This is a genomic window from Geodermatophilus marinus, assembly GCF_003428645.1.
In the GTDB taxonomy this organism is placed as follows: domain Bacteria; phylum Actinomycetota; class Actinomycetes; order Mycobacteriales; family Geodermatophilaceae; genus Geodermatophilus.
This window is the reverse complement of sequence record NZ_QVQH01000022.1, coordinates 51,922-76,523: the sequence shown is the minus strand read 5'-3', so window position 1 is coordinate 76,523 and position 24,602 is coordinate 51,922. Positions and strand designations below refer to the sequence as shown.

The 24,602-nt window shown below is 77.3% G+C and carries 27 protein-coding genes; 18 read left to right on the top strand and 9 right to left on the bottom strand.

The annotated features are described in order from the left end of the window. Positions 1-239 precede the first annotated feature (239 nt). The gene (locus tag D0Z06_RS19630; RefSeq protein WP_147332087.1) at positions 240-446 is read left to right on the top strand and encodes a hypothetical protein; all 207 of its coding nucleotides are present in this window, start codon (positions 240-242) and stop codon (positions 444-446) included. A gap of 554 nt (positions 447-1,000) precedes the next feature. Then, complete coding sequence (locus D0Z06_RS25510; protein ID WP_158580043.1) at positions 1,001-1,165, top strand: hypothetical protein; 165 nt, start codon at positions 1,001-1,003, stop codon at positions 1,163-1,165. 9 nt (positions 1,166-1,174) lie between these two features. On the opposite strand, the gene D0Z06_RS19615 is transcribed toward D0Z06_RS25510, so the two are convergent. Together D0Z06_RS19615 and D0Z06_RS19610 are read right to left on the bottom strand one after the other, a co-directional pair. After that, positions 1,175-2,248: a DUF4192 domain-containing protein gene (locus tag D0Z06_RS19615; protein ID WP_117379225.1), complete on the bottom strand. Its 1,074-nt coding sequence runs from the start codon at positions 2,246-2,248 to the stop codon at positions 1,175-1,177. A gap of 114 nt (positions 2,249-2,362) precedes the next feature. After that, entirely contained in the window at positions 2,363-2,656 is a 294-nt protein-coding gene (locus D0Z06_RS19610; RefSeq protein ID WP_117379224.1) for a Dabb family protein, read from the bottom strand. Between the two features lie 73 nt (positions 2,657-2,729). On the opposite strand from D0Z06_RS19610, the gene D0Z06_RS19605 reads away from it, so the two are divergent. The 6 genes from D0Z06_RS19605 (at position 2,730) to D0Z06_RS25505 (ending at position 7,824) form a co-directional block, all read left to right on the top strand. Further along, complete coding sequence (locus D0Z06_RS19605; protein WP_117379223.1) at positions 2,730-3,986, top strand: glycosyltransferase family 4 protein; 1,257 nt, start codon at positions 2,730-2,732, stop codon at positions 3,984-3,986. Beyond that, positions 3,980-4,738, top strand: coding sequence for a class I SAM-dependent methyltransferase (locus tag D0Z06_RS19600; RefSeq protein WP_117379222.1), 759 nt, complete (start codon positions 3,980-3,982; stop codon positions 4,736-4,738). The genes D0Z06_RS19605 and D0Z06_RS19600 overlap by 7 nt, the downstream gene beginning before the upstream one ends. Positions 4,739-4,775: 37 nt before the next feature. Continuing rightward, positions 4,776-5,816 (top strand): prenyltransferase, encoded by a 1,041-nt coding sequence (locus D0Z06_RS19595; protein ID WP_233517822.1) that lies wholly within the window; start codon positions 4,776-4,778, stop codon positions 5,814-5,816. Beyond that, entirely contained in the window at positions 5,813-6,670 is an 858-nt protein-coding gene (locus D0Z06_RS19590) for a glycosyltransferase family 2 protein (protein ID WP_117379220.1), read from the top strand. Before D0Z06_RS19595 ends, D0Z06_RS19590 begins: the two co-directional genes overlap by 4 nt. Further along, entirely contained in the window at positions 6,667-7,602 is a 936-nt protein-coding gene (locus D0Z06_RS19585) for a glycosyltransferase family 2 protein (protein WP_199522428.1), read from the top strand. Before D0Z06_RS19590 ends, D0Z06_RS19585 begins: the two co-directional genes overlap by 4 nt. Positions 7,603-7,668: 66 nt before the next feature. Continuing rightward, positions 7,669-7,824 carry a hypothetical protein gene (locus D0Z06_RS25505; protein ID WP_158580042.1) on the top strand — a complete coding sequence of 52 codons (156 nt, stop codon included), beginning with the start codon at positions 7,669-7,671 and terminating at the stop codon, positions 7,822-7,824. 119 nt (positions 7,825-7,943) lie between these two features. On the opposite strand, the gene D0Z06_RS19580 is transcribed toward D0Z06_RS25505, so the two are convergent. The 4 genes from D0Z06_RS19580 to D0Z06_RS27205 all read right to left on the bottom strand — a co-directional run bounded on the left by D0Z06_RS19580 (position 7,944) and on the right by D0Z06_RS27205 (position 10,428). Beyond that, positions 7,944-8,195: a TraR/DksA family transcriptional regulator gene (locus tag D0Z06_RS19580; RefSeq protein WP_117379219.1), complete on the bottom strand. Its 252-nt coding sequence runs from the start codon at positions 8,193-8,195 to the stop codon at positions 7,944-7,946. Between the two features lie 89 nt (positions 8,196-8,284). Next, positions 8,285-8,905 (bottom strand): class I SAM-dependent methyltransferase, encoded by a 621-nt coding sequence (locus D0Z06_RS19575; protein WP_117379218.1) that lies wholly within the window; start codon positions 8,903-8,905, stop codon positions 8,285-8,287. After that, positions 8,902-10,188: a YibE/F family protein gene (locus tag D0Z06_RS19570; RefSeq protein ID WP_117379217.1), complete on the bottom strand. Its 1,287-nt coding sequence runs from the start codon at positions 10,186-10,188 to the stop codon at positions 8,902-8,904. Before D0Z06_RS19570 ends, D0Z06_RS19575 begins: the two co-directional genes overlap by 4 nt. A 9-nt stretch (positions 10,189-10,197) precedes the next feature. Beyond that, the gene (locus D0Z06_RS27205) at positions 10,198-10,428 is read right to left on the bottom strand and encodes an STAS domain-containing protein (RefSeq protein WP_233517821.1); all 231 of its coding nucleotides are present in this window, start codon (positions 10,426-10,428) and stop codon (positions 10,198-10,200) included. 328 nt (positions 10,429-10,756) lie between these two features. Here D0Z06_RS27205 and D0Z06_RS19560 point away from each other — a divergent pair, with 328 nt between their 5' ends. The 6 genes from D0Z06_RS19560 to D0Z06_RS19535 all read left to right on the top strand — a co-directional run bounded on the left by D0Z06_RS19560 (position 10,757) and on the right by D0Z06_RS19535 (position 15,580). Further along, positions 10,757-11,254 (top strand): Hsp20/alpha crystallin family protein, encoded by a 498-nt coding sequence (locus D0Z06_RS19560; RefSeq protein ID WP_117379215.1) that lies wholly within the window; start codon positions 10,757-10,759, stop codon positions 11,252-11,254. Positions 11,255-11,329: 75 nt separating this feature from the next. Next, a complete protein-coding gene (locus tag D0Z06_RS19555) occupies positions 11,330-11,701 on the top strand; it encodes a MerR family transcriptional regulator (RefSeq protein WP_117379214.1) in 372 nt (123 codons plus the stop codon). A 75-nt stretch (positions 11,702-11,776) separates the two neighbouring features. Continuing rightward, positions 11,777-12,070: a metal-sensitive transcriptional regulator gene (locus D0Z06_RS19550; protein ID WP_117379213.1), complete on the top strand. Its 294-nt coding sequence runs from the start codon at positions 11,777-11,779 to the stop codon at positions 12,068-12,070. Positions 12,071-12,096: 26 nt separating this feature from the next. Continuing rightward, positions 12,097-12,306 (top strand): heavy-metal-associated domain-containing protein, encoded by a 210-nt coding sequence (locus tag D0Z06_RS19545; protein ID WP_117379212.1) that lies wholly within the window; start codon positions 12,097-12,099, stop codon positions 12,304-12,306. After that, positions 12,303-13,265, top strand: coding sequence for a hypothetical protein (locus D0Z06_RS19540; RefSeq protein ID WP_233517820.1), 963 nt, complete (start codon positions 12,303-12,305; stop codon positions 13,263-13,265). The genes D0Z06_RS19545 and D0Z06_RS19540 overlap by 4 nt, the downstream gene beginning before the upstream one ends. After that, on the top strand, positions 13,262-15,580 hold the full coding sequence (locus D0Z06_RS19535) for a heavy metal translocating P-type ATPase (RefSeq protein ID WP_117379211.1): 2,319 nt from the start codon (positions 13,262-13,264) through the stop codon (positions 15,578-15,580). The genes D0Z06_RS19540 and D0Z06_RS19535 overlap by 4 nt, the downstream gene beginning before the upstream one ends. A 10-nt stretch (positions 15,581-15,590) precedes the next feature. Here D0Z06_RS19535 and D0Z06_RS19530 read toward each other — a convergent pair whose 3' ends face one another. After that, positions 15,591-16,172 carry a TetR/AcrR family transcriptional regulator gene (locus D0Z06_RS19530; protein ID WP_117379210.1) on the bottom strand — a complete coding sequence of 194 codons (582 nt, stop codon included), beginning with the start codon at positions 16,170-16,172 and terminating at the stop codon, positions 15,591-15,593. Positions 16,173-16,234: 62 nt separating this feature from the next. On the opposite strand from D0Z06_RS19530, the gene D0Z06_RS19525 reads away from it, so the two are divergent. Further along, entirely contained in the window at positions 16,235-17,134 is a 900-nt protein-coding gene (locus D0Z06_RS19525) for an oxidoreductase (RefSeq protein ID WP_117379209.1), read from the top strand. A gap of 35 nt (positions 17,135-17,169) precedes the next feature. On the opposite strand, the gene D0Z06_RS19520 is transcribed toward D0Z06_RS19525, so the two are convergent. Both D0Z06_RS19520 and D0Z06_RS19515 read right to left on the bottom strand, forming a co-directional pair. Continuing rightward, on the bottom strand, positions 17,170-18,096 hold the full coding sequence (locus D0Z06_RS19520) for a M56 family metallopeptidase (protein ID WP_117379208.1): 927 nt from the start codon (positions 18,094-18,096) through the stop codon (positions 17,170-17,172). Positions 18,097-18,101: 5 nt separating this feature from the next. Continuing rightward, complete coding sequence (locus D0Z06_RS19515) at positions 18,102-18,437, bottom strand: BlaI/MecI/CopY family transcriptional regulator (protein WP_233517823.1); 336 nt, start codon at positions 18,435-18,437, stop codon at positions 18,102-18,104. 140 nt (positions 18,438-18,577) lie between these two features. On the opposite strand from D0Z06_RS19515, the gene D0Z06_RS19510 reads away from it, so the two are divergent. The 3 genes from D0Z06_RS19510 to cydC are packed head-to-tail and all read left to right on the top strand — an operon-like array spanning position 18,578 to position 24,579. Continuing rightward, positions 18,578-20,158, top strand: coding sequence for a cytochrome ubiquinol oxidase subunit I (locus tag D0Z06_RS19510; protein ID WP_117379206.1), 1,581 nt, complete (start codon positions 18,578-18,580; stop codon positions 20,156-20,158). A gap of 18 nt (positions 20,159-20,176) precedes the next feature. Further along, positions 20,177-21,187 carry a cytochrome d ubiquinol oxidase subunit II gene (gene cydB / locus D0Z06_RS19505; RefSeq protein WP_117379205.1) on the top strand — a complete coding sequence of 337 codons (1,011 nt, stop codon included), beginning with the start codon at positions 20,177-20,179 and terminating at the stop codon, positions 21,185-21,187. Next, positions 21,184-24,579: a thiol reductant ABC exporter subunit CydC gene (gene cydC / locus D0Z06_RS19500; protein WP_117379204.1), complete on the top strand. Its 3,396-nt coding sequence runs from the start codon at positions 21,184-21,186 to the stop codon at positions 24,577-24,579. Before cydB ends, cydC begins: the two co-directional genes overlap by 4 nt. Positions 24,580-24,602: the final 23 nt, after the last annotated feature.

Genomic DNA, 24,602 nt, shown 5'->3' with positions numbered 1-24,602 from the left:
CAACGGACGACTCGAGCACCTCCGAGGCTCCGCGCTCGGCTTCCGCAACCTCACCAACTACATCGCCAGGAGCCTGCTCGAAACCGGCGGCTTCCGACCCCGACTACACCCCCGATCGTGAAGAGCCTCCAAACTCATCCGCGAGCCGCTCAAGGACGCGCAGCCCATCACGCCTGCGCGAACGGCGCTTCGTGGGTGAGGCTGGCAGCGACTACGGGGCCCGACTGTGGACCAGAACGGTGTCGTCGCTGCTGGTGATGGCGGTCGCGGTTGCCGCGACCGCACCGGGCATCGCCATCGCCGATCCTGTCGCCAGGCTGATCACCGCGGGCATGGTCCCTGCTGCAACCGAGGCGGTGGACCGCTGGCGGGCGCAACAGGCCGCGTTGGGCGCCGGTGCTACGGAGGCCGGCGTCCCGTCTATGACCTCCTGGAGCGGCTGTTGAACACCCCACCGCCTGGTCTTCCTGAGCGAGGCACTCACCCGGGGCCGCACGCTCCACATACAACGACCGCATCACGGCGCTCGCCCCGGGCCCCGGCCACCGGAGCCTTGGCAGAGGACACCGCCAAGGTCGATGACGAGCGCATTTGGGTGGGCCTCATCGTCCAACTGGAGGCTCTCACGTCCGAGCGCTGCTGCATCTAGACCAAGCCCAGCCCTGTCACCGGAATGACACACCGCCCTGTGGGCCGCTAAGGTGGCCTGCCCTGGTGCCCCCTCCCGCGTCGGACACCGACCGGGACGGCCGAAGCTGCAGCGGCACGGACCTCGACGAGGACGAGCAGGCTGCCGGGGCCGGTGGCAGCGGCCGGGACGTGCCGGAGGTGGCGGTCACGGTGCCATGGGCGTGGCCAGAGCAGATCGGCACGGCCCCGCGGACGTCGGCAGCATGCCGAACCACGTCGATCTCGCCGCTGCCCGTCTGATCATCAACCCCGCTACCGACGCCCCGTCCCGCGCAACGCCGCCGATGCCCTCGTGCAGGGGTTCCCGCCGATGACCGAGACCGCGAGGAGGCGCCTGCTGTACGCCACCGCCCGTGCCAGCCGATGCCGCAAGTCTGCACACCCCAAGCCCCCGTCCCCTGTTGTCGAGACCGTGCTCGCCTTCCTGGCCGAGCACGTCCTGGGCGAGGAGTGGGAGCGCCCCGCCCTGCTGTGAGCGGCGCGTTCACCCGGCGGGGACGCCGGGGACGTCGGCCACCGCGGCGGTCACCAGCGCCCGGAGCTCGGCCGGGGGCAGGCAGGCGGCCAGCCCCCGGGAGAGCAGCTCGGCCAGGCCGTAGCCGGGGCGGCTGGCCAGCGCCCGCTGGAGCGCGACGTTGGCCATCGCGCCGTCGCCGCGCAGCCAGGCGCTGACCGCCAGCAGCGTGGCCGGTGGCGCGTCGAAGGGGGCCGGGGCCCGCCGGGTGCACTCGGTCCAGAGCACCTCGGCCGCGGCGGCGTCCTCCCCCAGCGCGAAGCCCAGGGCGCGGTCCCGGACCCGGGTGTCGGCGACCGCCCACAGCACCCCGGCCAGCTCCCGGTCGGCGAGCGGTCGGGAGCCCGGACCGGGCCGGCACCGGGCCACCGCCCCCGTCACCGCCCGCCAGGACGCCCGCTCCGCTCCGGCCGGGTCGCGGCGCCGCGCCCGCACCTGGCGGTCGGCGACGCGCCACGTCGCGGCCTCGAGCGCGCGGGTCCCTGCCGGGTCCGCGGGGGCGATGCGCGCCTGCAGGGCGGCGCGGTCGGCCTCCACCACCACGCCGCTCAGCACCGCGGCCGCCGCGTACTCGCCGCCCTCCGGCACCGGCTGCCCCGCTCCCGGGGCGCAGCACGGCAGCGGGCAGTCGTAGGACCACCAGCGACCGCCCCGGACGAGCAGCACCTCCGGCACCGCCAGCCCGCGCTCGCCCAGCGCGAACACGAGGTCCCGCACCACCGCCCGGTGCGGCAGCCCGGGGACCCCGCACCCGGCGGGCTGCCCGGGCAGCGCCTCGGGCACGTCCGGCGCCTCCGACACCACCGCGACGACGACCGCCTCGGCGTCGTCGGTGGTCATCGTGCGGGCCAGCTCGCGGGCGCGGGTCAGCGACACCCCCGGCCCCGGCAGGTCGGCGCGGGCGGTGAGCCCGAGCCGCCGGCCCCCGGGCCCGCCGAGGGCGAGGAGGACCACCGACTCCCGGGGGCGGAAGCCCACCAGGTGCGGCAGGGCGGCGGCGAGGTCACCGGTGGAGGAGATCCGGACCGGGGAGGTGTCGTCCATGCCCCGGAGCCTGGGCCGCCGCGGGCGGGCGGTCCGGCGGGCCGCGGTGCCTGTGGACGCCCGGCGGGCCTGTGGAGACGCGCCGCCCGGGTCGTCGCACCCCTGTGCGAGGGGTCAGACCTCGTACTGCACCGCGGTCCGCGTGGCCAGCCACGGGGTGACGTGCTCCTCGATCACCCGCAGGTGCACGGGGTGCTCGGCGTAGCGGCGCCACGCGGCGGCGTCGGGGAAGTCGGCGACCAGCGCGGTGTGCGCGTTGCCCTCCCGCAGACCGGCGTCGGGGCCGACGGCGAAGCTGGTCATGCCCCCCACCTCCTCGGGCAGCCGCCGCAGCGCGGCCAGCGTGGTGGCCCGGCGCTCCTCGTCGGCGGCGTCGGACCAGGTGAACAGCACGACGTGACGCAGCATGCCCGCCACCCTGCCAGCTGCGGCACGGCCCGGTACCGAACCCGCCGGTAACAGGGAACTAGAGTCCCCGCCCATGGGACGGCCGCTGCGCATCGCACTGCTGTCCTACCGGAGCAAGCCGCACAGCGGCGGCCAGGGCGTCTACGTCCGGGCGCTCTCCCGCGAGCTGGTGAACCTGGGCCACGACGTCCGGGTGTTCAGCGGCCAGCCCTACCCGGAGCTGGACGAGGGCGTGCCGCTCACCCGCGTCCCGAGCCTGGACCTCTACCGCGAGCCCGACCCGTTCCGGACGCCGCGGCCGCGCGAGTTCCGCGACTGGCTCGACGTCGCCGAGTGGGCGCAGATGTGCACCGCCGGCTTCCCCGAGCCGCTCACCTTCAGCCTGCGCGCGGCCCGCCTGCTGCTGCCCCCCGCCGGCGGCGGCTACGACCTGGTGCACGACAACCAGAGCCTGGGTTACGGGCTGCTCCGGCTGGTCCGCGCCGGGGTGCCCACCGTGGCGACCGTGCACCACCCGGTGGCCATCGACCGGGACCTCGAGCTGGCCGCCGCCCCCACGCTGCGCCGCCGGCTCACCCTCGCCCGCTGGTACGGGTTCACCGGCATGCAGGCCCGCGTCGCCCCGCGGCTGCACGGCATCACCACCGTGTCGGAGAGCTCCCGCCGCGACATCGAGACCCACCTGGGGGTGCCGGCCGGCCGCGTCGACGTCACCCCGGTCGGCATCGACCCCGACGTCTTCACCCCGCCGCCTCCCGGCCGGCCGCGCGACCCCGACTCGGTCGTGGTGACCACCAGCGCCGACGTCCCGCTCAAGGGCCTGGTGCACCTGCTCGAGGCGGTGGCCAAGCTGCGCACCGAGCGGCCGGTCCGGCTCACCGTGGTCGGCACCGCGCGCCCCGGCGGCCCGGCCGAGGCCGCGCTCGACCGCCTGGCGCTGCGCGACGCGGTCCGCTTCACCGGGCCGCTGCCGGAGCCGGAGCTGGTCGCGCTGCTGCAGTCGGCGGCGGTGGTCGCCGTCCCGTCGCTCTACGAGGGCTTCTCGCTGCCCGCGATCGAGGCGATGGCCTGCGGCACCCCGCTGGTGACCACCGACGCCGGCGCGCTGCCGGAGGTGGTCGGCCGCCGCGCCGGGCTGACCGTGCGGGCCGGGGACGTCGGCGAGCTGACGGCGGCACTGCAGGTGGTGCTCGACTCCCCGGCGCTGGCCGAGCAGCTGGGCCGGGCCGGGCGCCGGCGGGCCCTGGCGTCCTACACCTGGCGCGCCACGGCAGAACGGACGGCGGGCTGGTACCGCGCGACGCTGGAGGAGCTGGGGCACCCGTGCTGACCGTCGACTACGACCGGTTGGACCTGCGGCCAGGCATGACCGTGCTCGACCTGGGCTGCGGCGAGGGCCGGCACGCCTTCGAGGCCTACCGCCGGGGCGCGCGGGTGGTCGCGCTCGACCACGGCGCCGCCGAGGTGGGCACCACCCGGCGGTGGCTGACCGCCATGGCCGAGGCCGGCGAGGCGCCGCCCGGCGCCGCCGCGGAGGTGGTCCGCGGCGACCTGCTGGCGCTGCCGTTCCCCGACGGCAGCGTGGACCGGGTCATCGCCTCCGAGGTGCTCGAGCACATCCCGGACGACGCCGCTGCGATCGCCGAGATCGCCCGCGTGCTCGCCCCCGGCGGGCGCGTCGCGGTCACCGTGCCGCGGTACGGGCCGGAACGGGTGTGCTGGGCGCTGTCGGACGCCTACCACGCCAACGAGGGCGGCCACGTGCGCATCTACCGCGGCCGGCAGCTGCGCGCCCGCCTGGCCGCGGCCGGGCTGGTCCCCGGCGAGCAGCACCACGCGCACGCGTTGCACGCGCCGTTCTGGTGGCTCAAGTGCGCGGTCGGGGTGGACCGCGACAGCGCCGCCGTCCGCACCTACCACCGCCTCCTGGTGCACGACCTGGTGCGCCGGCCCTGGTACACCCGCGCCGCCGAGCGGCTGCTCGACCCGGTGCTCGGCAAGAGCCTGGCCGTGTACGCCGGCAAGCCGGGGGCGGCCGCGGCCGCGGTCCCCGCACCGCGCCGGGAGACGACCGCTGTCTGAGCTGCCGGAGGTCGAGGGCGTCCTGACCGCCGGGCAGGTGCGCGCCACCGTCCGGGCGATCGCCGCCGAGCAGCAGCCCGACGGAGCCCTGCCGTGGTTCGCCGGCGGCCAGCTCGACCCGTGGGACTCCGTCGAGGCGGCCATGGCCCTCGACGTCGGCGGCGCGCACGCCCGCGCCGCGGCGGCCTACCGCTGGCTGGCCCGGCGCCAGCGCGCCGACGGCTCGTGGGCGGCCGAGTACCGCCACGGCGCCGAGACCGCGCCCGCGGTGGAGAGCAACCACGCCGGGTACCTGGCCGTGGGCCTCTGGCACAGCTGGCTGTCCAGCGGCGACGAGCAGCTGGTGACCGAGCTGTGGCCGGCGGCGCGCCGCGGCCTGGACCTCGTCACCCGGATGCAGCTGCCCAGCGGCGCGGTGAGCTGGGCGCTGCGCCCCGACGGGGTGCCCGACGGCACCGCCCTGCTCACCGGGAACGCCAGCCTCTTCCAGGCGCTTCGCTGCGGGGTGGCCCTGGCCGCCCTGACCGGCGAGGCGCAGCCGGACTGGGAGCTGGCCGCCGACGAGCTCGGTACGGCGCTGCGCGAGCGGCCGGAGGCCTTCGCCGACCGCTCCCGGTACTCGATGGACTGGTACTACCCGGTGCTCGGCGGCGCCCTGACCGGCCCGGCGGCGACCGCCCGGTTGGCGGCCGGCTGGGACCGGTTCGTCGTCCCCGGGCTCGGGGCGCGGTGCGTGGCCGACCGGCCGTGGGTCACCGGGGCGGAGACCTGCGAGCTGGCCCTGGCGCTGGCCGCCGCCGGGCAGCGGGACGCCGCCGCCGAGCAGGTGGCCGCGATGCAGCACCTGCGGCACGACGACGGCTCCTACTGGACCGGGCTGGTCTACGCCGACGACGCCCGCTGGCCGGTGGAGCGCACCACCTGGACCGCGGCCGCCGTGGTGCTCGCCGTCGACGCGCTGTGCGGGGCCGGTCCCGCGTCCGGGCTGTTCGCCGACCCCGGCGGGCTGCCGGCCGGGAGCACCACCGCGCGGGACGGCGGTTGGGTTCCCGGCGGTGCGGGCACCGTCCGGCCGTGAGCAGCGCAGACCCCGATCCCGACGTCACCGTCGTCGTCATCAGCCGCGACCGCCGCGAGGACCTGCTGGCCTCCCTCCCCCGGCACGAGGCCCCGGTCGTCCTGGTCGACAACGGCTCGACCGACGGGACGGTCGAGGCCGTCCTCGACCGCCTGCCCGCTGTGACCGTGGTGCCCCTCGACCGCAACCTCGGTGCCGCCGCCCGGACGGTCGGCGTCGAGCGCGCCGGGACCCCGTTCGTCGCCTTCGCCGACGACGACTCCTGGTGGGCGCCGGGATCGCTGGCCCGGGCCGCCGGGCTGATGCGGGCGCACCCGCGGCTGGCGGTCCTGAACGCGCGCATCCTGGTCGGGCCCGAGGGGCGGCTCGACCCGGTGTGCACCGAGATGGCCGCCAGCCCGCTGGGCACCCCGGCCGACCTGCCCGGCCCGGCGCTGCTCGGGTTCGTGGCCTGCGGGGCGATGGTGCGCACCGCGGCGTTCACCGCGGTCGGCGGGTTCGACCCCGTGGTCCGGTTCCCCGGCGAGGAGGAGCGGCTGGCGCTGGACCTGGCCGCCGCCGGCTGGGGCATGGCCTACGTCGACGAGGTGACCGTGCACCACCACCCCTCCCCCCGCCGGCACGCCCCCGAGCAGCGCCGGGCGGCGATCTGGCGCAGCAAGCTGCTCACCGCCGTCATGCGCCACCCGGTGCCGGACGTCGCCCGGCTGGTCGCCGAGGGGCTGCGGTCCGGCGGGCCCGAGCGGTCCGGCCTGGTGCGGGCGCTGCCCGACCTCCCGGCCGCGCTGCGCCGGCGTCGGCCGGTCCCCGCGGCCGTGCGCTCGGACCTGCGCACGCTGGCCGGCGCCCGGTGACCGCCACCCGGGCCGTGCCCGCGGGGGCCGGGGTGGGGGCCGACCCGCGGGTCGCCGTCGTCGTGATCACCCACCAGCGGCGCGACGAGGCGCTGGCCGCCCTCGCCCGGCTGTGCGAGCTGCCGGAGCGGCCGCACGTCGTCCTCGTCGACAACGGCTCCACCGACGGGACCGCCGGGGCGGTCGCCGAGCGCTTCCCCGGGGTCGAGCTCGTCGCCAGCCCCGAGAACCTGGGAGCGGTCGGCCGCAACGTCGGCGTGGCGCGCACCGGCACGCCGTACGTCGCCTTCTGCGACGACGACACGTGGTGGGACCCGGGCTCGCTGCGGGCGGCGGCCGACGTGCTCGACGCCCACCCGCGCCTGGCGGTGGTCACCGCTCGGATCCTGGTCGAGCCGGCGGGCACGGAGGACCCGATCGTGCCGGAGCTGCGGCACTCCCCCGTCCGCGGTGCCGACTGGCTGCCCGGGCCGGCGCTGGGGTCCTTCCTCGCCGGGGCGTCGGTGGTCCGCCGCGCGGCCTTCGACGAGGTGGGCGGCTTCTCCGAGCGGCTGTGGCTGGGCGGCGAGGAGGAGCTCATGGCCGGCGATCTGGCCGCCGCCGGGTGGGAGCTGTGCTACCTGGAGGAGCTGACGGTGCACCACCGGGCCAGCCGCGCCCGGGACCCGCACAAGCGGCGGCGCGACGGCATCCGCAACACGCTGTGGACGACGTGGCTGCGCCGACCGCTGCGCCCGGCGCTGCGGCGGACCCTGCACCTGCTGCGCACGCTGCCCCGGGACCGGGTCACCGCCCAGGGGCTGCTCGCCGCCGCCCGCGGCATGCCCTGGGTGCTGCGCGAGCGGCGGGTGCTCCCCCCGCACGCCGAGGCCCGCTTCACGGCGCTCGAGGAGGCCCAGCGCACCTCGACCGCGCGCCGCTACGTGAGCTGACCCGCCGGCGGCAGGCTGCGGGGGTGGCACCCGTGATCCGCGTTCGTCGCCGCCGGGCCGTCCGCGGTGGACGACGCCGGCGCGGCGGCGGTGCTCGAGACCTCGGCCGCCGACGACGTCGGGCGGTACGCCCGCCACGGGTCCTCCGTCTGCGCGGAGGTCGACCCGCCCGGTGGCGCACCCCGCGTGCGCGTCGTGCACCGGGCGTCGCGCACCGGCTGACGCCCGGGGTGCCGGGGCCGAGGAACAGGAGGCTGTGCGCCCGTCATCGGCTCCCGGACGCGGGAAGAGCCTCCTGTGCCTCGGGGATCCGGGCTCTCCGGTGGCGCGGCGGGCACGGCTCAGGTGGCGCAGTCGATGCAGCTGCGGGTGGCCGGCCGGGCGGCCAGCCGCTCGGGGGTGATCGGGCGACCGCAGCGCTCGCACCGGCCGTAGCTCCCCGCGGCCCGGCGCTCGAGGGCCGCGTCGACGTCGGCCAGCCGGCGCCGCGCCGCGTCGAGCAGCGTGGCCAGCTGCTGCCGCTCGAAGGCGATGGTGGCGCCCTCGGGGTCGTGCTCGTCGTCGGCGTTCGACGCCCGGGACGCCGCCACCACCGCGTCGAACGGCGGTCAGCGCCGCGACCTGCGCCAGCACCGCGGCCCGCTCGGCCCCCAGGGCGTCCCCGGCGGCCCCGGGCCCGTCCTCACCGGTCACGGCTCAGCAGCCGCATCGACCCGGTGCCCGGGAGCTCGGTGAAGTCCCCGGTCGCCACGACCCGGGTGTAGACCCCGAAGGGCGCCTGGCCGCCGTCGGCCGGGTCGGGGAAGACGTCGTGGATGGCCAGCGTGCCGCCCACTGCCAGCTTGCCCACCCAGGCGTCCTGGTCGCGGCGGGCGGACTCCTCGGTGTGGCTGCCGTCGAGGAACAGCAGCGCCGGCGGCGTCGTCCACAGCGGGGCGAGCACCTCCGAGCGGGCGACGACCGCGACGACGACGTCCTCGGCGCCGGCCTCGGCGATCGTGCGGCGGAAGCGCGGCAGCGTGTCCAGCCGGCCCACGACCGGGTCGACCAGCGACGGGTCGTGGTACTCCCAGCCCGGCTGGTGCTCCTCGGAGCCGCGGTGGTGGTCGACGGTGACCACCTGCCGGCCGGTCTCGCGCGCCGCGGCGGCCAGGTAGAGCGCGGACTTGCCCATCCACGACCCGATCTCCAGCAGCGGGCCGGGGACGGCGACCGACCGGGCGGCCTCGTACAGCGCCCGCCCCTCGGCGGCGGGCATGAACCCCGGCGCGGCCGCGGCGGCGGCCAGCAGGTCGGCGCTCACCGGGCGAACCGGGTCCGCAGGGCGGCCATCGGCCGCTCGGTCGCCGCACCGGCGGCGCCCCCGGCCGCGGTGGCGAAGAAGGCGCCGGCCGCCGTGGTCACCGGGACGGCCAGGACGAGGGCGATCGCGCCGACCAGCGTCCGGATCACCTCCTCGGCCAGCTCCGAGCTGGTGAGCACCACCTCCCAGGGCTGGGCGTAGAGCTCGAACAGCAGCAGCAGCGGCAGCGCGGCACCCGCGTAGGCGAACACGATCGTGTAGACGGTCGAGGCGATGTGGTCCCGGCCCACGGCCATGCCCCGGCGGTAGAGGCCCCGCCAGCCCATCGAGGCGTCGACCTCGTGCAGCTGCCAGATCGCGGAGGCCTGGGTGATGGTGACGTCGTTGAGCACGCCCAGCCCGGCCACGACCACGCCGGCGAGGACGAGCCCGGAGAAGTCCAGCGTCGGGTCGAAGGTGCTCAGCTGGACGGTCTCCTCGCTGGTCAGCCCGGTCAGCCGGGCCGCCTCGACGGCCAGGGCGCCCATCACCGCCACGAGGGCCAGCCCGAAGAGGGTGCCCACCAGCGCCGTCGTCGTCCGCGCGGAGAAGCCGTGCGCCAGGTAGAGGACGACGAACATGATCGCCGACGACCCCACCAGGCTGGTGAGCGTCGGCGACTGGTCCGACAGCAGCCCGGGCAGCACGAACTGCAGCAGGATGAAGAAGGCGAACGCGAGCCCGACCAGCGCCGCCAGCCCGCGCAGGCGGGCGACCAGGCCGACGACGACGGCGAACGCGACGGCGAGGACGACCAACGGCGTGTCGCGGGCGTAGTCGAAGAAGGCGTACTGCCCGGCCCCCGTCGCGCCGGCGTCCCGGGTCAGCACCAGCTCGTCGCCGACCTCGACGCCGGCGGCGTAGACCTCGGCGGGCAGGTCCAGCTGCTGGAACTCCCCCGCGCCCGGACCGTCCAGCACCTCCACGACGACGGTGGCGCAGGTCAGCTCCTGACCCGGCTCGCCCTCGGCTCCGGGCAGCGAGCAGTCCACCGGCTCCACCGAGACCACCCGGCCGTCGGGGTAGGTGGTCCCTGGCGGGAAGAACGTCGCGGAGACCTGCTGCGCCCGGCTGGGCTGGTCATCCGGCCACAGGGCGACCAGCCCGACGACGGTGGCCAGCCCGACCGGGACCAGCAGGAGCAGCATGAGCACTACCGCGCGCCGGCGCCGGGCCAGCACCTCCGGGGTCGGTGGCGGGGCGTCCGGGGCCGGTGCGTGGCTGTGGTCGTGACTCGGTGGCACGGGGCCAGGCTAGGAGCCCGGGGCCTCCTCGACGGCGAAGCGGGGCCAGAGACCGGAGGCCTGCAGCGGCCGGGTCACCGCCGGGGGCGGGTCGACCAGCACCAGGTCGACACCGCGGGGGCGGCCCAGCTTCTCCAGCTGCACGAGCACCGAGATGCCGGCGGAGTTGAGGTAGCCGACGCCGCGGGCGTCGAGCCGGAGCCGGCGCAGGCCCGGTTCGGCGAGCAGCAGGTCGGTCACCACCCGGACCATCGGGCGGCGGGCGTCCTCGGTGAGCTCGCCGGTGACGGTGAGGGTCGTCCTCCGAGGCGGGAGAAGGTCGATCCCGGCACCGTACGAGATCGGACCGCCGCCCGGTACCCGATCGGTCGCCCCGGCGGACGGTCGGGTGGAGGGCGGCGACGGGCTGGTGGGATCGCCCGGTGGGCGCCCGTCACCGAGGACCGGGAACAAAGTCGGCAGCTACACGTTTACAGGGATGCATGACAGAGGTAATCTCCAGTTGCCGATGGAGGTTCTCCCTCTGGCAGCGAACACAGCCCGCACCGCACACGGAGGTTGCACACCGATGATGCTGACCGCCTACGACCCGTTCGCCGCCACCAACGCCGCCTTCCGCGCCCTGGACCAGCTGGCCGGCCGGAGCGGGTCGACCGCCCGCCCGCTGTCGGGCATGCCGATGGACGCCTACCGGGTGGGCGACAAGTTCGTGGCCCACTTCGACCTGCCCGGCGTCGACCCCGGCTCGATCGACCTCTCGGTGGAGGGCAACACCCTCACCGTGACGGCCGAGCGCTCGGTCCCGCAGCTGGAGAACGCCGAGTGGGCGGTCGCCGAGCGCCCGTACGGGAGCTACACCCGCCAGCTGGTGCTCGGCCGGAGCCTGGACACCGACCGGCTCGAGGCCAGCTACCACGACGGCGTCCTCACGCTGAGCATCCCGGTGGCCGAGAGGGCCCGGGCCCGCAAGATCTCGGTGACCCGCGCCGACACGCCGACCGCGGTCGAGGGGCGGACCATCGAGGGCGAGTCCGCCCAGCAGGAGCGGAAGTCCGTCGAGAGCTGACGGCCGCACCGCCGCAGGGGCCGGGTCCGTCCGCGGACCCGGCCCCTGCGCGTCCCTGCCCGAGGAGGACCACCCATGACCGACCCGACGCCCGCCGACCGCGCACCCACGGAGCCCGGGGGCGGGGACGCCCTCCGCCGGCTCGACGACCCGGACTTCCCGACCCTCACCATGAGCCAGGCCGCGGAGCTGCTCGGCGTCCAGGCCGCCTTCCTGCGCAGCCTCGACTCCTCCGGCATCCTCGAGCCGCACCGTTCCCCGGGTGGGCACCGCCGGTACTCGCGGGCCCAGCTGACCGTGGCCGCCCGGTTGCGCGGCCTGCTCGACGACGGGCACACCCTCGCCTCGGCCGAGGTCATCCTCGGCCTGCAGGACGAGCTGGCCGACGCGCGCGCCGTCACCGACCGGCTGCGCGCCACCCTCGACCGGCTGGACCGCGACGGGTGACCGACCCCACCTGGCCACCTAAACCCTAGGGGGGTATGGTTCCGGAGGAGGACACCGCACGGCCAGGAGGACGGCGTGGAGCACGCAGCGCACGGCTACATCAACCGCAAGGACGACTACCTCAAGCGGCTGCGGCGGATCGAGGGCCAGGCGCGCGGCCTGCAGCGGATGGTCGAGGACGAGAAGTACTGCATCGACATCCTGACCCAGGTCTCGGCCATGACCAAGGCGCTGCAGTCGGTCGCGCTCGGCCTGCTCGAGGAGCACATGTCGCACTGCGTCGTCCAGGCCGCGCAGGCGGGCGGGCGCGAGGCCGACGAGAAGGTCCGCGAGGCCTCCGAGGCCATCGCCCGCCTGGTCCGCTCCTGACCCACCACCGTCGAGGGAGACCCGGCATGACCACGACCCGCTACACCGTCACCGGCATGACCTGCGCCCACTGCGTCAGCGCGGTCACCGAGGAGGTCTCCGCCGTGGCCGGCGTGACCGCCGTGGACGTCGACCTCGCCAGCGGCGCCCTCGCCGTGACCAGCGACCGGCCGGTCGACGAGGCCGCGGTGGCCGCGGCCGTCGACGAGGCCGGGTACGCGCTCGCGGACCGGTGAGCCGGCCCGTGGGCACCGCCGCCCGGGTCGGCGCCTTCGCCCTCGCCCTGCTCACCGTCCTCGGCGTGGCCTGGGGCGTGGGTGCGGCGGTGGGCCCGGTCGGCCCCGCGTCGGCGGGGGACCCTCCCGCCCACGGGCAGGACGCCCCCGCCGGCAGCGGCCCCGCGGCCGGTGGGCCGGACGCCGGCCCACCGGCCGGCCTGCAGGTCTCCGATGGCGGGTACACCCTCGCCCTGGACGGCCCGGTCCTGCCGGCCGGTCCCGGGACGCCGCTGTCCTTCCGCGTCCTCGGCCCCGACGGCGCGCCGGTGACCGCCTACGAGGAGGAGCACGGCGAGGACCTGCACCTCGTCGCCGTCCGCCGCGACCTCACCGGCTACCAGCACGTGCACCCGGAGCGGGACGCCGAGGGCACGTGGACCGCCCCGCTCGACCTGGCGCCCGGCTCCTGGCGGGTGCTCGCCGACCTCACCACCGGCGGCGCGGGCCGCGTGCTGGGGGCGGACCTCGCGGTGCCCGGGGAGTTCGCCCCCGAGCCGCTGCCGGCCCCGGCGGCGACCGCGGAGGTCGACGGCTACACCGTCGTCCTGACCGGGGACCTCGCCGCCGGGCAGGAGTCGGAGCTGACCCTCGGCATCAGCCGGGACGGCGTCCCGGTCACCGACCTGCAGCCCTACCTGGGCGCCTACGGCCACCTGGTGGCACTGCGCGACGGTGACCTCGGCTACCTGCACGTCCACCCCGCGGGGGACGACGGCGTCGCGCCGGCACCCGGCCCGCACGTCGAGTTCGCGACCAGGCCGCCGTCGCCGGGCACCTACCGGCTGTTCCTGGACTTCCGGCACGGCGACGCCGTCCGGACCGCCGCCTTCACCGTCGAGGTCCCGGCCGGTGCTGCTCCGGCCGGGGCCACCGCACCCCACGGGCACGGCACGACCGCCGAGGAGGCGCACGGATGAGCGCCGCCCAGCGGACGCCGGACGGCACCGCCATCGAGCTGTTGATCGGGGGCATGACCTGCGCGTCGTGCGCCAACCGGGTCGAGAAGAAGCTGAACAAGCTCGCCGGCGTGACCGCCACGGTCAACTACGCCACCGAGAAGGCCACGGTCGTCCACGGCCCCGGGGTGACCCCCGACGACCTCATCGCCACCGTGGAGCAGACCGGGTACACCGCCCGCCTCCCCGAGCCGCCGGCAGCGGCGGCCGCCCCCGCCGGGGAGGACGACCCCTCCCGGTCGCTGCGCACCCGGTTCCTCGTCTCCGCCCTGCTCAGCGTGCCGGTCGTGGCGATGGCGATGGTGCCGGCGCTGCAGTTCCCGTACTGGCAGTGGCTGTCGCTGACGCTGGCCGCACCCGTCGTGGTGTGGGGCGGGCTGCCGTTCCACCGCGCGGCCTGGACCAACCTGCGGCACGGCGCGGCGACCATGGACACCCTGGTCTCCCTGGGCACGACCGCCGCCTTCGCCTGGTCGCTGTACGCGCTGTTCTGGGGCACCGCCGGCACGCCCGGCCTGACCCACCCGTTCGAGCTGACCATCGCCCGCACCGACGGCGGGGCGAACATCTACCTCGAGGCGGCCGCCGGTGTGACCACGTTCATCCTCGCCGGCCGGTGGTTCGAGGCCCGTGCCAAGCGCCGGTCCGGCGCGGCGCTGCGGGCCCTGCTCGAGCTCGGCGCCAAGGAGGTCACGGTGCTGCGCGGCGGCACCGAGCAGCGGGTACCGGTCGACGCGCTGGGGGTCGGCGCCTCCTTCGTCGTCCGCCCCGGCGAGACGATCGCCGCCGACGGCGAGGTGACCGAGGGCTCCTCCGCGGTCGACGCCTCGATGCTCACCGGCGAGAGCGTGCCGGTCGAGGTCGGCCCCGGCGACACCGTCACCGGCGGCACGGTGAACGCCGGCGGCCGGCTGGTCGTGCGGGCCACCCGGGTGGGGGCTGCGACCCAGCTCGCGCAGATGGCGCGGCTGGTCGAGGAGGCGCAGACCGGCAAGGCCGAGGTGCAGCGGCTCGCCGACCGCGTGTCGGGCGTCTTCGTGCCGGTCGTGCTCGCGCTGGCCGTCGGCACGCTGGGCTTCTGGATCGGCACCGGCGCCGGGCTGCCGGCCGCGTTCACCGCCGCGGTCGCCGTGCTGATCATCGCCTGCCCGTGCGCGCTCGGGCTGGCCACCCCCACCGCCCTCATGGTCGGCACCGGCCGCGGGGCGCAGCTCGGCATCCTCATCCGGGGCCCCGAGGTGCTCGAGTCCACCCGCCGGGTCGACACCGTCGTCCTCGACAAGACCGGCACCGTCACCACCGGCCGGATGACCCTGCTCGACGTCGTCCCGACCCCGGGCGAGGACGCCGCCGAGGTGCTGCGGGTGGCCGGGGCGCTGGAGGCCGCCTCCGAGCACCCGATCGCGCAGGCGGTGGCCCGCGCGGCGGCGGAGGACGGCGCGCTGCCGGCCGTCGAGGGCTTCACCAACGTGGCGGGCCTCGGCGTGCAGGGCGTCGTCGAGGGCCGGGCGGTCGTCGTCGGCCGGCCGCGGCTGCTCGCCGACCGGTCGGCCCCCCTGCCCGCGGTGCTGGAGGGCGCCCGCGCGGCCGCCGAGGCGGACGGGCGGACCGCGATCGCGGTCGCCTGGGACGGCGCCGCCCGCGGCCTCCTCGTCGTGGCCGACGCGGTGAAGCCGACCTCGGCCGCCGCGGTCCGGCAGCTGCGGGCGCTGGGCCTGCGGCCGGTGCTGCTGACCGGCGACAACGCGCCGGCCGCCCGCGCGGTCGCCGCCGAGGTGGGCGTCGACCCCGGCCCGGGCACCGTGATCGCCGAGGTGCTGCCGCAGGAGAAGGTGGACGTCGTCCGCCGGCTGCAGGACGAGGGCCGCGTGGTGGCCGTGGTCGGCGACGGGGTCAACGACGCCCCGGCGCTGGCGCAGGCCGACCTCGGCCTGGCGATGGGGACGGGCACCGACGTGGCGATCGAGGCGAGCGACCTGACGCTGGTCCGCGGCGACCTGCGGGCGGCCGCCGACGCGATCCGGCTCTCCCGCCGCACCCTGTCGACGATCAAGGGCAACCTGTTCTGGGCGTTCGCCTACAACGTGGCCGCGCTGCCGCTGGCCGCGATGGGCCTGCTCAACCCGATGATCGCCGGGGCGGCGATGGCGTTCAGCTCGGTCTTCGTGGTGACCAACAGCCTCCGGCTGCGCGGCTTCGCCCCGCTGCCGGAGAACCGCGACGCCACCTCGGCGCTGCCCTCGGGTCGCCCGACGCGGGAGCCGGCCGCCCCCTGAGATCCGGCCGTCAGCGGGGGCGCAGGCCGTCGAGCAGGCGGTCCACCGTCTCGCCGAGGACGGCGTCCACCTCCCCGTCGGGCAGCACCCCGCCGACCGCCAGGGCGGCGACCCCGTGCAGGGCCGCCCAGAGGACCGTGCCCGTGCGGGCGGGGTCCGCTCCGGCGACCTCCCCGGTCGCCACCGCGTCGGCGACCACCGCCCCGGGCCCGGTGAGCTCGGCCTCCGGCGGGTGCGGGCGCGCCGCCTTCCCGGCGAACATCAGCTCGAGCAGGGCGGGCTCGGTCCGTGCGAAGTCGACGTAGGCCCGGCCCAGGGCCAGCAGCCGGGCGCGCAGCCCCGCGCCGGTGCCCGGGTCGACCGCGGCGAGCTCCTCCTCCAGGCGCCGCCAGCCGTCCTCTGCCACGGCGTCGAGCAGCGCCTGCCGGTCGGGGAAGTGCCGGCTGGGGGCGGCGTGGCTGACGCCGAGGTCGCGGGCGAGCCGGCGCAGCGACAGCTCGGAGACCGGTCCGGTGCGCAGCTGCTCGGCCGCGCGGCTCAGCAGCGCGGCCCGCAGGGCCCCGTGGTGGTAGGGCTGGTCGCTCCGGCGCACGCCGGGAGGATAGACGGTGTAGGCATTGCCATCATTGTTGTCAGCGCCTACATTCACTCGACATGAGCACCTGGAGCACCGCGGACATCCCCGAGCAGGCCGGCCGGACGGCCGTCGTCACCGGCGGGAGCAGCGGCCTCGGCCTGGCCGTCGCCCGCACCCTGGCCGCCGCCGGGGCGCGCGTCGTCCTCGCCGTGCGCGACGAGACCCGCGGGCGTGCCGCCGCCGACGGCCTCCCCGGGCAGGTCGAGGTCCGGCACCTGGACCTCGCCGACCTGGCCTCGGTCCGGGCCTTCGCCACCGACTGGACCGGCGACCTGGACCTGCTGGTCAACAACGCGGGGATCATGATGGTCCCTCGGGGTCGCACCGCCGACGGCTTCGAGCTGCAGTTCGGCACCAACCACCTCGGGCACTTCGCCCTGACCACCCTGCTGCTCCCGCACGTCACCGACCGCGTGGTCACCGTCTCCTCCGGGGCGCACCGGGCCGGGTCGATCGTCCTCGACGACCTCAACTGGGAGCGGCGGCGCTACTCCCCCGAGCGCGCCTACGGGCAGTCCAAGCTGGCCAACCTGCTGTTCACCCTGGAGCTGCAGCGCCGGCTGACCGCGGCGGGGTCGCGGGTCCGGGCCACCGCGGCGCACCCCGGCTGGGCGGCGACCAACCTGCAGAGCCGCACCGGCAACCGCGCCAAGGACGTCGCCATGGCGGTGGGCAACCGGCTGGTCGCGACCGGCCCGGAGGACGGCGCGCTGCCGATCCTGTTCGCCGCGACCGCCGACGTGCCGGGCGGCAGCTACGCGGGCCCGAGCGGCCTGTTCGAGATGCGCGGGGCCACCGCCCTCGTCGGCCGGACGCCCGCCGCCAGCGACCCCGGCCTGGCCCGGCGGCTGTGGGATGCCTCGGTGGAGCTGACCGGCGTCGACCTCGCGGCGTCGCTCGCACCCGCGGCCCGGTAGCCGGCGGGGGCCCGCTCGCGGCGCAGCGGCCGGGCTCACAGCGCGGCCGGGAGCAGGAGCAGGGCGGTGGGGACGGCGAGCAGCAGCGCGGCCGCGGCCAGCGCCGTCCAGCGCGCGGCGGCCGGCAGGGGGGACGGCGGGTCGAGCAGCCGGACCACCCGCTGGCGCACCGCCCCCCCGGTCACCGCGAGCGCGCCGCCGGGCACCCCGCCGGCGCCGCCGGCGGCCACCACGATCGCCTCGGCCAGCGTGCGGCGCGGCGCCGGGCCGGGCAGCGCGCCGAGCGCGACGTCGTCCGCGCGCATCTCCACGAGGGTGCGCACCGCGGCGTGCGCCCGGGCGGCCGCGGGCAGCACCGGCAGCGCCGCCTCCCAGGCCACGAACGGCAGCAGGTAGAGGTGGTGGCGCTCGCGCAGGTGCGCCCGCTCGTGCTCGACGACCGCGCGCAGCTGCCGCTCGTCGAGCTCGGCCACCATCCCGGAGGAGAGCACCAGCAGCGGACGGGCGCCCGGGATGCAGAACGCGACCGGCGCCGGGTGCTCGAGCAGCCGCGCGTCGGGCACGTCGGACGGGCGGACGACCAGCTCCAGCAGCTCGCGGTGCCGGCGCCGCGCGCGGGCGGTGCGCAGCCAGGACAGCGCCAGCACCCCGGTCAGCTCGGCGGCCAGCACCGCGGCGAGGGTGAGGGCCACCCAGTGGTGGCCGCGGACCGGGTCGGCGGCGGGCCGGCCGGTGAGGACGGCGGCGGCCGCGGCGGGCAGCGAGCGCCCCCACGGCGCCAGCCCGTGCACCAGCAGCGCCCCGATGATCGACAGGCCACCGGCCAGCCCGAGCGCCTGCCAGCACACCAGCGCGACCACCGGGTCGCGGCCCGGCCAGCGGGCGCGGCCGAGGGCGGCCGGCACGGGCCAGGCGAGCAGGGCGGCGAGCGCGGCGAGCGCGGCCGCCGTCGCGGGCAGCACGCCGGTCAGCCGCCGGCGAGCAGCTCGCGCAGCAGCCGGGCCTCCTCGGCGTCCACCCCGCCGACGAACCGGGCGAGCACCGCCTGCCGGTCGCCGGAGGTGCCCAGCACCTCGTGCATCAGCTCTGCGGCGTGCTCCTCGCGGGTCGCGCGCGGGCGGAACCGGCGCGGCCGGCCGTCGTCCTTGAGCACCATGCCCTTGGACTCCAGCCGGGTGAGGACGGTGTGCACCGTGGTGAGCGCGAGGCCACGGTCGGCCAGCCGTTCGCGCAGGTCGGCGGCGGAGACGGGACCTCCGGCCGCCCACAGGCGGTCCATGACCGTGCGCTCCAGCTCTCCCATCGAGGCCACAGGTCCCTCCCTGTCAGGGGTCTCACAGACCGATGGTCTGCCCGGCGCGGCGCCGCGTCTTCTACGAGCCGTAGAATTTCTACGAGACGTAGAAACCTCTCCGCCGATCGTACGACCCGCAAGGAGACCGCGTGGACGTCCTCGAGGTGGCCCGCTGGCAGTTCGGGATCACGACCGTCTACCACTTCCTGATGGTCCCGCTGACCCTCGGGCTGGGCGTCCTGGTCGCGGTCATGCACACCCTCTGGGTGCGCACCGGCAGGCCCGAGTGGCTCCGGATGACCCGCTTCTGGGGCAAGGTCTTCCTGATCAACTTCGTCCTGGGCGTGGCCACCGGCCTGGTGCAGGAGTTCCAGTTCGGCCTGGCCTGGAGCGAGTACAGCCGCTTCGTCGGCGACGTGTTCGGCTCGCTGCTGGCCCTCGAGGCGCTGCTGGCCTTCTTCCTCGAGTCCACCTTCCTCGGCCTGTGGATCTTCGGCTGGGGCCGGATCCCGAAGAAGCTGCACCTGGCGGCGCTGTGGGCCGCGGTCATCGGCTCGTGGATCAGCGCGTACTTCATCATCGCGGCCAACTCCTGGATGCAGCACCCGGTCGGCGTGGAGCTCGACGACGCGACCGGCCGGCCGGTGCAGGTCGACTTCCCCGCCGTCCTGACCAACAACACGGCGCTGGCCGCCTACACGCACACCCTCGTCGCCTCGCTCATGGTCGCCGGCACCCTGCTGGTCGGCGTGGGCCTGTGGCACCTGCGGAGGCGGGAGCTGGCCGGGCGGCCCGCCACCGAGGTCGACCACGCCGTCTGGCGGCGCTCCGTGCGCCTCGGCGGGTGGGTCACGCTGGCCGCGTTCCTGCTCGTGGCGCTCACCGGTGACTGGCAGGCCAAGCTCATGTACCACCAGCAGCCGCTGAAGATGAGCTCGGCCGAGGCGCTCTGCGAGACCGAGGCCCCCGCACCGTTCTCGGTGTTCGCCTGGGGCAAGCTCGGCAGCAACGAGTGCGACGACGTCCACTCCCTCACCGTGCCGGGGCTGCTGTCCTTCCTGGCGCACAGCGACTTCGAGAGCCCCGTCCCGGGCGTGGACGAGCTGCAGGAGGAGTACGCGGCCCTCTACGGGGAGACCTACCCCGACGACCCGGCGCGCTTCGGGGCGCTGGCCGGCGAGGAGGTCGACTACACGCCGCTGCTGGCCGTCACCTACTGGGGCTTCCGGCTGATGATCGGCATGGGCGCGGTGTCGGCCGGCGTGGCCGCCCACGCCCTCTGGTCGACCCGGAGGGGCCGGGTGCCGACCTCGCGGATCGGGGTGTACGGCTCGCTGCTGGCCGTGGGCGCGCCGTTCGTCGCCAACGCCGCCGGCTGGGTGTTCACCGAGATGGGCCGCCAGCCGTTCGTGGTCTACCCGAACCCGGACGTGCCGGTCGACGAGCAGGTGTGGTTCTTCACCGCCCAGGCGGTCTCCCCCGGCATCACCGCGGCCGAGGTCTGGACGTCGCTGTCGGCCCTGACGCTGGTCTACGGCGCGCTGGCCGTCGTCGAGCTGTGGCTGATCACCCGGTTCGTCCGGGCCGGCGTCACCACCGGGGACACGCACGCCACGCCGGTGACGCTGCCCTCGCAGCGCGACCGGGACGGCTCCCCCGACGACGGCTCCCCGGACGACGGACCGCCGGACGGCCGCGGCGACGACGACGTCCTCTCCTTCGCCTACTAGAGACCCGAGGACCCACCCGTGGACCTGCAGACCCTCTGGTTCATCGCCGTCGCGGTGCTCTGGACCGGCTTCCTCCTCCTCGAGGGCTTCGACTTCGGCGTGGCGGCCCTGCTGCCCGTGCTGGGCCGCCGCGCCGCCGACCGGCACCTGATGCTGCGGACCATCGGCCCGGTGTGGGACGGCAACGAGGTCTGGCTGATCACCGCCGCCGGCGCCGTCTTCGCCGCGTTCCCCGGCTGGTACGCCACCTGGCTGCCGGCGCTGTACCTGCCGTTCGTGCTGGTGCTGTTCGGGCTGATCATCCGGGCGGTGGCCTTCGAGTGGCGGCACGCCCACCACACCGCCGCGTGGGACACCACCTGGACCCACGTGATCACCGCCGGGTCGCTGATCGCCGCGCTCGGCGTCGGGGCCGCGCTGGGCGCGACCACCCTCGGCCTGCCGATCGACGCCGACGGCACCCGGGTGGGCGGGGCGTTCTCCGGCCTCGGCTGGCCGGCGCTGCTCGGCGCGGTCGCCGTCGGCGCGTTCTCGGTGGTGCACGGCGCGATGTTCCTGGCGCTCAAGACCGACGGGCCGGTCCGGGAGGCCGCGCGGCGGTTCGCGGTGCGCTGGGCGCCGATCGCCGCGGTGCCGCTGCTGGGCTGGGCCGGCGTGGTGCACCTGCGGTACGGGACGCCGGCGACCGCGGTGCTGTGGCTGGTGGCGGCCCTGGCCGTGGTGGTGGCCTGGGCACGGATCCGGGTCGGCCGGGAGGGCCAGGGCTTCGCGGCGTGGGGCACGGTGCTCGTCGCCGCGGCGGCCACGCTGTTCGGTGCCGCCTACCCGGTCGTCGTCCCCTCGACCGTGGACCGGGCCTTCGACCTCACCGTGGCGCAGGCGTCGGTCAGCGACTACACGCTCACGGTGATGACCTGGGCGGCCGCGGTCGGCCTGCCCGTGGTGCTGGCCTACCAGGCCTGGACGTACTGGGTGTTCCGCCGGCGCCTGACCGCCGAGCCGCAGCACGAGGAGCCGGTGCACGCGTGAGGAGGAGCTCACCGCACGCGGAGGCCCGCGAGCCGCGGGGCCCGCTCGCCCCGCTGGCGGGTGTCCCGGGCGTGACCGGCGCACTGGCCCGGCAGGCGGCCGCGGCGCTGGGCGCGGCCACCGGGCTGGTGCTGCTGTCGGCCGGTCTGGCGCACGCGATCGCGCGGGCGGCCGGCCAGGCCGAGGGCACGGTGACCGGCCCGCTGGCACTGGCCGTGGCCGGCATCGCGCTGCGCTCGGCCGCCGGCGCGCTCGGCGAGCTGGCCGCGGCGCGGGACGCCCGCCGCGCCGAGGAGGAGCTGCGGGCCCGGCTGGTCGAGCGGCTGGCCGCCTCCCCGGCGGCGGTGGCAGCGGCGGGTGGCCCGGGTCCGGCGGCGGCCCTCGCCACCACCCGGCTGGCCGGCCTCGCCCCCGGCCTGGCCACCTACCTGCCGGCCCTGGCCCAGACCCTCGTCGTCCCCCCGGCCCTGCTGCTGGTGCTCGCCCGGACCGACCTGCTCTCCGCCGTGCTGGTCGCGGTGACCCTGCCCCTCGTGCCGGTGTTCCTGGCGCTGGTCGGGCTGGCCACCCGCGACGGCAGCACCTCCGCGGCGCGGGCGCTGGACCGGATCGCCGCGCACGTCGCCGAGCTGGTCCGGGGCCTGCCCGTGCTGGTCGGGCTGGGCCGGGCCGCCGAGCAGGCCGCCGCGCTGGCCGAGCTCGGCGAGACCTCGCGCCGGCGCACGCTGGCCACCCTGCGGCTGGCCTTCCTCTCCTCCCTGGTGCTGGAGTTGCTGGCCACGCTGTCGGTGGCCCTGGTCGCGGTGACCGTCGGCCTGCGGCTGGTGCACGGCGAGCTGGCGCTGGCGGTCGGCCTGACCGCGCTGCTGCTGGCCCCGGAGGCCTTCGCCCCGCTGCGGGCCCTCGGTGCGGCGCACCACGCCACCGAGGACGCCGCGCTCGCCGCGGCCGAGGCCCGGGCGGTGCTCGGCGCTCCCGTCACGCCGGCCGCCCCGGCCTCCGGCGAGGGTGCGGACGCCGACCCGCGCGGTGCCGACGTCGCGGTCACCGGCCTGGGCGTCCGCTACCCCGGTCGCACGGTGCCCGCGCTGGCGCCGGTGGACCTCGCCGTCCGCCCCGGCGAGCTGGTGGCGGTGCGCGGGCCGAGCGGCTCGGGCAAGTCGACGCTGCTGGCCGCGCTGGCCGGGCTGCTCCCGCCCGGGGCCGACGTCGAGGGCCGGGTCACCGGTGTCCCGGCCGGCGGGGTCGCGTGGGTGCCGCAGTCCCCGCGCACCACCGGGGAGACCGTCGTCGACGAGCTGCGCCGGCACGCCGGGGACGACCCCGGGGACGACGTCCCCGCCGCCCTGGCGCAGGTGGGCGCCGCCGACCTCGCCGCCCGGCGCTGCACGACCCTCTCCCCCGGCGAGCTGCAGCGGGTGGCGGTCGCCCGGGCCCTCCTGCGCGTGCGCCGCGGCGCCCGGCTGCTGCTGCTCGACGAGCCCACCGCCCACCTCGACACCGCGAGCGCCGCGCGGGTCGCCGCCGTCCTGGCCGGGCTGCGCGGCACGGTCACCGTGCTGCTGGTCACCCACGACCCCGCGCTGGCGGCGCTGGCCGACCGGGGCGTGGACCTGCCCGCGCCGGCCCTCCCCGCCGCCGACCCGGCCGCGCCGGCCACCGGGGACGCCGCCCCGGCGACCGCGACGAGGCCGTGGCCGTCGGCGCCCGAGGGCCACGGGTCCGCCGCACCGGCGGGCGGGCACCGGGCACCGGGCACCCGGCTCGGCTGGCCACCGCGCGCGCTGGCCCGCGCCGTGGCGGCCGGCACCGCCTCGGCCGGGGCGGGGGTCGCCCTCGCCGCGGTCTCCGGCTGGCTGATCGTGCGGGCGGCCGAGGCACCGCCGGTGCTCACCCTCCTGGTCGCCATCGTCGGGGTCCGGTTCTTCGGCCTGGGCCGGGCCGGGCTGCGCTGGCTGGAGCGGGTGGCCGCCCACGACGCGGCGCTGCGCACGGCCGCCGACCTGCGGGTCCGGGTCTGGCAGGCCCTGGCCGCCCAGGGCGTGGCCGCCGACCGCACCCCCGGCGCCGCGCTGGCCCGCGTCGTCGGCGACGTGGCCCTCGTGCAGGAGCTCTCGGTGCGCGTCGTGCCCCCCGCCCTGGTCGCCGGCGCGGTGACGGCCGGCACGGTCGGTGCCCTCGCGCTGGTCTCGGCACCGGTCGCGGGCGTCGTCGGTCCCGTGCTGCTGGCCACCGTCGCCGCGGTGCTGCTGCTGCACCGCGGCGTCGACGCCGGCGCCGCGCGCACCGAGGCGGCCCTGCGGGTCGCGGCTCTCCGCGACACCGCCACCGTGCTCGAGGGCGCACCGGACCTGCGGGCCCACGGCCTGGCCGGCCGCACCGCCGCCGACCTCGCCGCCCCGGCCCGCCGCCGGGCCGGGGCCGCGCGCACCGGCGCCCGCGCCGGGGCGCTCGGCACCGCGGTCGTCGCGCTGGGGACCGGCCTGGCCGCGGTCGCCGGGGCCGCCACCGGCGCCGCGGCCGGCGTGCCGGGCACGACGCTGGCGGTCCTCGCGCTGGCCCCGCTCGCGCTGGCCGACCCGCTGGCCGGGCTGGTCGCCGCCCTCCAGCGGCGGGGGGCGCTCGCCGACGCCCGGGGCCGGCTGGACGCCGTCCTCACCGCACCGGTGCCGGCCGACCCCGCCGACCCGGTGCCGGCCCCGGCGCGGGTCGACCGCCTGGCGGTGGCGGACCTGACCGCCGGCTGGCCCGGCGGCCCGGACGTGCTGCGCGCGCTGTCGGCCGACGCCGCGGCCGACGGCGGCTGGCTGGTGGTGCGCGGGCCGTCGGGCTCGGGCAAGTCGACGCTGCTCGCCGTGCTGCTGGCCGCGCTGCGCCCCCGCGCCGGCCGCTACGAGCTCGCCGGGGTCGACACCGCGCGGCTCACCGGGGAGACCGTCCGCGCGGCGACCGCCTGGGTACCGCAGGAGTCGCACGTGTTCGCCTCGAGCATCCGGGCCAACCTCGCGGTCGCCGCGCCCCGCGGCGCGCTGACCGGCCCGGGCGGCGAGGCCCGGATGCGGGCCGCGCTGGCCGCGGCGGGGCTGCTCCCGCTCGTGGACCGGCTGCCCCGCGGCCTGGACACGCCGGTGGGTGCCGGCGGCACCGCGCTCTCCGGCGGGGAGCGCCGCCGGCTGGCCGTGGCGCGGGCGCTGCTGGCCGACCGGGACGTCGTGCTGCTCGACGAGCCGACCGCCCACCTCGACCCGCCCACCGCGGCCGCGCTGCTCGCCGACCTGCGGGCGGCCCTGGCCGGCCGGGTGGTCGTCTGCGTCACCCACGACGACGCGGTCGAGCGGGCCGGGGACGCCGTCGTCCGGCTGGGCGGGCGGGCCGCCGCGCTGGTGGCCTGACCGCCGTCCCGGGGGGCCGGCTC

Bases quoted from the DNA above. Each gene is read 5' to 3' on its own strand.
- D0Z06_RS25510 (WP_158580043.1), top strand. From the start codon at position 1,001: ATGACCGAGACCGCGAGGAGGCGCCTGCTGTACGCCACCGCCCGTGCC.
- D0Z06_RS19615 (WP_117379225.1), bottom strand. From the start codon at position 2,248: ATGGACGACACCTCCCCGGTCCGGATCTCCTCCACCGGTGACCTCGCC.
- D0Z06_RS19610 (WP_117379224.1), bottom strand. From the start codon at position 2,656: ATGCTGCGTCACGTCGTGCTGTTCACCTGGTCCGACGCCGCCGACGAG.
- D0Z06_RS19605 (WP_117379223.1), top strand. From the start codon at position 2,730: ATGGGACGGCCGCTGCGCATCGCACTGCTGTCCTACCGGAGCAAGCCG.
- D0Z06_RS19560 (WP_117379215.1), top strand. From the start codon at position 10,757: ATGATGCTGACCGCCTACGACCCGTTCGCCGCCACCAACGCCGCCTTC.
- D0Z06_RS19555 (WP_117379214.1), top strand. From the start codon at position 11,330: ATGACCGACCCGACGCCCGCCGACCGCGCACCCACGGAGCCCGGGGGC.
- D0Z06_RS19545 (WP_117379212.1), top strand. From the start codon at position 12,097: ATGACCACGACCCGCTACACCGTCACCGGCATGACCTGCGCCCACTGC.
- D0Z06_RS19535 (WP_117379211.1), top strand. From the start codon at position 13,262: ATGAGCGCCGCCCAGCGGACGCCGGACGGCACCGCCATCGAGCTGTTG.
- D0Z06_RS19525 (WP_117379209.1), top strand. From the start codon at position 16,235: ATGAGCACCTGGAGCACCGCGGACATCCCCGAGCAGGCCGGCCGGACG.
- D0Z06_RS19515 (WP_233517823.1), bottom strand. From the start codon at position 18,437: ATGGGAGAGCTGGAGCGCACGGTCATGGACCGCCTGTGGGCGGCCGGA.